Here is a 6,000-nt window from a genome sequence, read left to right as displayed (position 1 = left end):
GAGCACGAGGCCTGCGGCCTCGCGTTTGAATTCAGTGGAAAAAGAACGACGTTGTTTGGTCATCAGACACCTCTATCTGGCGAGCATTCTCGCCTAAATGGGTGTCCGGTTTCATTAGACCACTACACCTAAAGCTTTACGCGCAGCGTGAGCTGCGCGCCTAGCTACGAAATGCAGCGCCGAACCACCCGAATGCATCGAAATTTTCCAGTATTCCCACAGTGAAGACCGGCAAAGAACGGCCAGAAGCGGACGATGTGATTGGCTCCTGCAAAAAATCGCGATGGCTTGAATGATGGCGAGCCCCATTCTGGTTTCGGAAACTCCACGGTTTTCTTGATCTACACTTTTCTTGCTTGAAAAAAGGCCCGCCGTAGAGAGAGGCCGATACCCGAACCGTTCCAATCGCGTCAACTTGCTGATGAGGAAAGCCCGATGAGCAATACCGAACTTGTACCTGGGGGCAGCCTGATTGTCCCGACGGCGGAAGCAGGTCGCCTGTTGGCAGTAAAAATGGCTAGATTGTCGATTAAGGTCACGCAACCAGATGACGCTGTTCGCTCAAGACTACGCCCGATCTACGCCGAAGATCCGGCGATGCTGCTACAGGTGGCACAGATAGTCGCAACTGAATTCGCTGTGATCGCAGCTGCAAATCAGTATTGGCGCGAAGTGCGATAACCTTCCATGCCGCTCTCTTTTGAGCACTGAGATGCTTGAAACCTTGCTTGAAAAAAGTCTGAGCAAATCTGGTCAAGTTCTTTGTAACAGAGGCGGATGGACTAGCAAGCAACGGGGCCCCTGCCCACATGCTTGCCGCCATCAAAATGCCAGCCTATTCTACCGGGTTTAACTGGTCGACTGTTCTCGCCCATCCGTTCGCGGCACCGTGGGTTCAAATGCATAGGGATTGAAAATGGCGGATGGTCATGATGAGGCCCAGACGGTCTCAGACGTCGTACTCGATAACGAGATCGTTAACGTTATTGTGCATACCGTAAATAAAAGCGACGGCGCCTTCGTCGTGGATGATCGGAAGGAAGTGTTGGAGGTCGGCGAGACTGTCCAGCGCCTGATCGATCAATTGGCGAAAATTTACGCGGCCAAAACTGGCAAGTCGCACGGTCGCTTTGAAGAAGACACCGACAACTATCCAGTGTCGAAATTTCTAGAAAATTACTTTCAAACCGCTAACAGCGACTTCGTCACGACAACCCTGCACATGGCGCAGAGCTTAAGAAAGACGGTACAGGGTACGGCGTCTACCGGTGGTCACGTGTTTTTCGCCCATTTCAGACGCGTTTCTGACAAAACCGACTTTTTTATTGTTGCCATTTTGAACGATGAACTAGGTGCTGCACTCAATAAATCAAAGGAAGTGGTGGACGCCCTTCATCTTGACATCAAAGGCTTCCGCTTGGCTGGGCGAGTGAATCTGACCAGTTGGGCTGAGGGTGGGGACAACTACCTGAGCTTCATCAAAGGGCGCGGACAAGATAAAGTTTCTGACTTCTTCAAGCTCTTCCTGGGGTGCAACAACTCCGTGGCCGCTGTCCTGGAAACACAAAAGCTGGGGAAGGCTCTGGAGCAATTTGCTCAATCCAAAGAGATGAGCGAAGAGCAGCGCGAAGAATTCCTGAGAAGCGCCTACTCAATATGCAAGCGCTACGCGGACAAGGACGTGCCATTCGAAGTCGAAGCGTTTGCAAACGAGCTGTGGCCAGAGTCGCCCGAAGACCTGAGTGACCTGTTTGAAGGCACCGGCCTCGACATTTCAGACGGATTTATCCCAGATAAGCGTTCGCTGCGAAGCCTTGTTAAATTCACCGGCGGTTCAAAAAACTGGCGAATCACCTTTGACCGTGCCGCCCTCAGCAATGGGGAGATTGAGTTCGACGTGGAATCTGAGGCACTCGTCATAAAGCAATTACCGAACGAATTGCTTGCACGCTTACGAATGGAAGTCAGTCAAGATGGCGAAGAGGATTAAGTTTTATGACCTGGTGCCCATCTACAGGGCGATTGAGAGTGCTGCAGGTGACAAGCACACCATCAGCATAACCAATGAACTGTTGCGGAACTCGCTCGTCCAGGCGGTGGATGAGCACAACGCCGATGAATCGGGTATCACTGTCCTCCAAGGGGACTATACCCAGGTAAGCGTGGGTGACACCTTCTCCCTGGATGTTTCGCAACCTCGCGTCGGCCTCGGCATCCTGGCCCCCAATTTCGTGACGTATCTGACGGCCACCACCGGCGCGCGCGTCAAGGAGAGGGACAATTACTACCTGCTCGCAGAGCGTTTTTGCTCGACCGATCAGCCCGCGCTGGTGGTCGTCAATCGCTACCGTCAGGTTTTGCGCTTTGTCAGGTTGCTTGCGGATTCAGCACATTACCTCGACACACAAAAGGAAGAGTTGATTTTCTACAAGGACGGGCGCTTTCTTGTACCGGTCATTTACGGCGAGGAAGAAGTAAATTGTCTGGATTTCTCAGCGTTTGAGCGGCTAGAGCATTTTGTACTGGATCGCTATCATCATGAACAAAAGGTGCAAATGCTGAGTGAGAATTTGATCGAGATGTTAGCGTTGACTCCAGAAAAGGAACGCTTCTCTTATCTGGTCAAAAACATAGGCGAGCTGTATCAGCGCCTGCAGGCAAGCTACAGTATTTTTGCTTCCGATTACACGTACGACAAAGCGGTCGCAGAAGTCCATGCCTTTAAAGTCGACGCCATCACTAAGGTACACAAAGCCATTTCCGACATTCAGGCTCAGGTGCTAGGTATACCGATTGCTACGTTTATTGCACTGAGCCAGTTAAAAGTCACTTACTCCCTGAATGCACAGTTTGCAGCCAACACCGCAATTTTTGCCGGCGTGCTGATTTTCTGTATGTTGCTGGTGGGATTCCTCGTCAACCAACTTGCGACGCTTCGCACGATTGAATCCGAGGTGAATCGGCAGCGCAAAATTTTCAAGAAACGCTTTGAAGGCAACCCCGCTGCATACACCGAAGAACTTGAAGCCGTTGACAACAGAATATGGTGGCAGTGTTTCGCCGTGGGAACCATTTTTGTACTAGACGCTGCCATGTTGTGCTGGTGTGCCGTTTATTATGTGGTTCACACGCGCCCAATTTATAACTGGTTGTTTTGACCTGGTTATTGCCCTGTCAGCCCTATCAATATCATAACTGAATAAATATTACCCCCTTAATCCAGCCTCCCTCTCCGAAGCGCACTAGAAAAATGACAGTAATTGCTCTAATTAACCATGAAAGTGATCCGCACCTTATCGCCGACTGTCTTATTACTTCTGACGGGCAGGATAAGCGTGCATCTAAGTCTATTTGGGTCCCCTCCTTGGGAGTCGTTCAAACCGACTGGCGAGACCTTGATGGGCCGTTCCATCTGGTACGAATGGCCCGAAAGACTATCGCACTTCCCAACGGTGGTGGAATGCTGGCCTTTGCAGGCGACTGCCAACCGGCTTTCGAATTTTGGGTCGCACTATCAGACGCAATTAATACTAAGAGCCATTACGACCCTAGTGCCTTGGTCGATCATGAAATGCTGGACCGCGTACTAATCAGTATGGGGCAGAAGGCAAAACGTTTCCATGTTTTGGGCGTTCTGATTGATGGGAATGGTCAGAAGCAAGCATTTATCCACCGATCAGAAATGGTCGTTGAGACAGAAAATTTCGGCACCTGTTATCTAGCTGGAAGTGGAAGTAAACTGCTACAGACAAAAATTCTACAAGAAGACGTACGCTTCACAAAAATTGGAGAATGGATTTGGGACAAAATCTCTCCGACGGAGGAACTTTCAGAGTCATTGTGCTCAAGCATGCTTTACTATGAATCGGATGCCAGTAATGGGCGCAGGCCGGACACACCAATACATGAACGATTTGGCGGGTTCTATGAATGGTATGGATTTAAATCTGGCGGCGCAAAAGCAATGCCACCGCGACTAGATTTAAACCTGTGCTATGAAAACGATAAGCTCTACCTAACCCGCCTACATCTATCAGAAACCTACATCCCTGATAACGAGAAAAACAGCAAGTTCAAAAGCCCGCAAGTTTTATTAAGCATTCTCACATTTTGCTGCCGCAGTACCGAAGTTGATATTACAGATTTTACAAATCTCGACCTTAAGTTTTTATTCACAAAAGCAGACGGAGTGCTAATTGAGCGCTTCGTAAATTTATATGATACGGACAACACTACAGCAGACCCTCGAATATCAGGAACGGCGGACGCCAAGCTCCTTGAGGATTACTTCGAAACTCCATTTGTAGTTAATAACGTCCGACTTATAATAACCGTAAATGGAATGGGAGTTAAAAAAGGAATATGGCAAGGAGAAATTATTAAAACCCCTGCCACCGTACACTCTAAAAATGGCATTGTAAGCATTACTCTTGACGAGAATATCTGTCTTGCAATTGCAGATATCTTACATAGACATATGTAGCCAAGAATGATCAACTGCTCCTGGTTGCATGTTGTGGGCCGCTCCTCATCGACTTCACTCTTTTTTAGCTCGGCTCACGCGTTGAAAATAAACGAGTCCTTTACGCTGTAACTTAAAACTGATTTCTATACTGCGCTAAAAGACTTTGTTGCTATTGGCAGGAAGCGGACAACCGGCCTAGGCCCGCTATCGGCCAAAAGCAGACGGCCAGCGCGGTTCTGATTTCGCCCGATTAGGATCGCAACAAACTGCAAAAAGGCCCCAGGCAATAGCGTAACGAACCATGTGCCACCCTTCAAATATTCGCAAGAGTCAATGCAGTTCTCATCCAACCTGGCATTTGGCAAGCCTGGAGCGTTTGAAATTCGTCTTCGCCAAGCACTTTTTGAATATGTGAGGCTATCTCGACAGACAAAGCTTCCTTGCCGATGTAGTGAAGAGCCGTAAGAGCTACACCTACTTTGGTTCCGGCGTGCTGAAAGCGATCCTTTGATGCATGTTGTAAGCGTAAGGTGGTATTCCCAACATGGATTTGGCGTGTAGCCCCACTGGTGTAAAAGATGGGCAACACCTGCATCTGTGCGCTGAGCCCCATATAACGAACAGCTTCAGCTCCGTGTATTTGAACAGTCTCTCCGTTTGCCTTAGTCAACAATCTCATCACCGCCAGAGCGCTAGCGCGTACATTGCCAACGTACTTAGTTGCTTTAGGCCGCATATAGGCACCACGCACTACACGCTCAAGGGCGCCGGCCTGAACAAGCCTAGAGAGCGCTTTGTTTACTGATGTGCGACTGCCAAATTGCGCGAAAAGACTACCGAGAAACGGCTGCCCCTTAGGAATGTGCTGAATTCGTATGGTGATTGACTTAGTGACGGACATTTAGGGATCCAGAGCCATGAAGCCGTTGGGTTTTTCCAGAACATGAAATAACTGTGAGGCTTTTAAGTGAAGCTTTTACCTCAACAGAAATTTATCAGTGCCGCTGACCGAAAACGCCGTTATGACAGCTAATGAATTGGTTGATCAGGCCTCGCGATTGCACTCACTTTTAGCACGGAGGCGTCTACTAAAATCGGGGCGATTCAAGCATCCATGGATCTGGAATAAGCTTTGGTCTGCGGCGAATTACCTGGAGCCAATACGGTTAATCGATACTTGAGCTCAGGAAGGGCTCGGTCAATCGGTCGATTCTTTGCTCTTCGAGCTTTCCTGCCCGCAGTATCTCGTTTGAATTTGGATAGTGCCGTAAAAGCTGGCGGGCCTGACGTCGAATAGGCTCTGAAAGCGCGGAATCCTGCGCTAGTTCGACCAGAAGGTTTCGAGTCTGAATGAGCGCTCGCGTGCGCTCGCTCGGCATCGTCATGTTTTCCTCCTCTCACGAAACTGTGAACGGGCTAGCCGCTCTGAGCTTTGCTAATCCCGACGAATTTTTTGCACTGTAAATCACCTAAAGCTCGAGCACCTGCAAGCTCACCGACAAGCAGGCTCGGCCTTTGCTTTTGTGAATTAGGTA

General features: G+C 49.3%; 6 protein-coding genes. 4 read left to right on the top strand and 2 right to left on the bottom strand.

Translation table 11 applies throughout. The annotated features are described in order from the left end of the window. Window positions 1-435 precede the first annotated feature (435 nt). The 4 genes from IAI51_RS22045 (at window position 436) to IAI51_RS22030 (ending at window position 4,483) form a co-directional block, all read left to right on the top strand. The gene (locus IAI51_RS22045; protein ID WP_187680375.1) at window positions 436-681 is read left to right on the top strand and encodes a hexameric tyrosine-coordinated heme protein; all 246 of its coding nucleotides are present in this window, start codon (window positions 436-438) and stop codon (window positions 679-681) included. 235 nt (window positions 682-916) lie between these two features. Continuing rightward, the gene (locus tag IAI51_RS22040) at window positions 917-1,990 is read left to right on the top strand and encodes a nucleoid-associated protein (protein ID WP_187680374.1); all 1,074 of its coding nucleotides are present in this window, start codon (window positions 917-919) and stop codon (window positions 1,988-1,990) included. Next, window positions 1,974-3,158 carry a hypothetical protein gene (locus IAI51_RS22035; RefSeq protein ID WP_187680373.1) on the top strand — a complete coding sequence of 395 codons (1,185 nt, stop codon included), beginning with the start codon at window positions 1,974-1,976 and terminating at the stop codon, window positions 3,156-3,158. Before IAI51_RS22040 ends, IAI51_RS22035 begins: the two co-directional genes overlap by 17 nt. Window positions 3,159-3,250: 92 nt before the next feature. Next, window positions 3,251-4,483 (top strand): hypothetical protein, encoded by a 1,233-nt coding sequence (locus IAI51_RS22030; RefSeq protein WP_187680372.1) that lies wholly within the window; start codon window positions 3,251-3,253, stop codon window positions 4,481-4,483. A gap of 295 nt (window positions 4,484-4,778) precedes the next feature. On the opposite strand, the gene IAI51_RS22025 is transcribed toward IAI51_RS22030, so the two are convergent. Together IAI51_RS22025 and IAI51_RS28020 are read right to left on the bottom strand one after the other, a co-directional pair. Beyond that, window positions 4,779-5,366: a DUF6088 family protein gene (locus tag IAI51_RS22025; RefSeq protein ID WP_187680371.1), complete on the bottom strand. Its 588-nt coding sequence runs from the start codon at window positions 5,364-5,366 to the stop codon at window positions 4,779-4,781. Between the two features lie 265 nt (window positions 5,367-5,631). Next, window positions 5,632-5,844 (bottom strand): BPSL0761 family protein, encoded by a 213-nt coding sequence (locus tag IAI51_RS28020; protein ID WP_316249781.1) that lies wholly within the window; start codon window positions 5,842-5,844, stop codon window positions 5,632-5,634. Between the last annotated feature and the right edge of the window lie 156 nt (window positions 5,845-6,000).

The organism is Pseudomonas sp. N40(2020) (assembly GCF_014472415.1).
GTDB lineage: Bacteria > Pseudomonadota > Gammaproteobacteria > Pseudomonadales > Pseudomonadaceae > Aquipseudomonas.
Note: the sequence above shows the minus strand (reverse complement) of the source record. Positions and strands in the feature narration are given on the sequence as shown.

Bases quoted from the DNA above. Each gene is read 5' to 3' on its own strand.
- IAI51_RS22025 (WP_187680371.1), bottom strand. From the start codon at position 5,366: ATGTCCGTCACTAAGTCAATCACCATACGAATTCAGCACATTCCTAAG.
- IAI51_RS28020 (WP_316249781.1), bottom strand. From the start codon at position 5,844: ATGCCGAGCGAGCGCACGCGAGCGCTCATTCAGACTCGAAACCTTCTG.
- IAI51_RS22040 (WP_187680374.1), top strand. From the start codon at position 917: ATGGCGGATGGTCATGATGAGGCCCAGACGGTCTCAGACGTCGTACTC.
- IAI51_RS22035 (WP_187680373.1), top strand. From the start codon at position 1,974: ATGGCGAAGAGGATTAAGTTTTATGACCTGGTGCCCATCTACAGGGCG.
- IAI51_RS22045 (WP_187680375.1), top strand. From the start codon at position 436: ATGAGCAATACCGAACTTGTACCTGGGGGCAGCCTGATTGTCCCGACG.
- IAI51_RS22030 (WP_187680372.1), top strand. From the start codon at position 3,251: ATGACAGTAATTGCTCTAATTAACCATGAAAGTGATCCGCACCTTATC.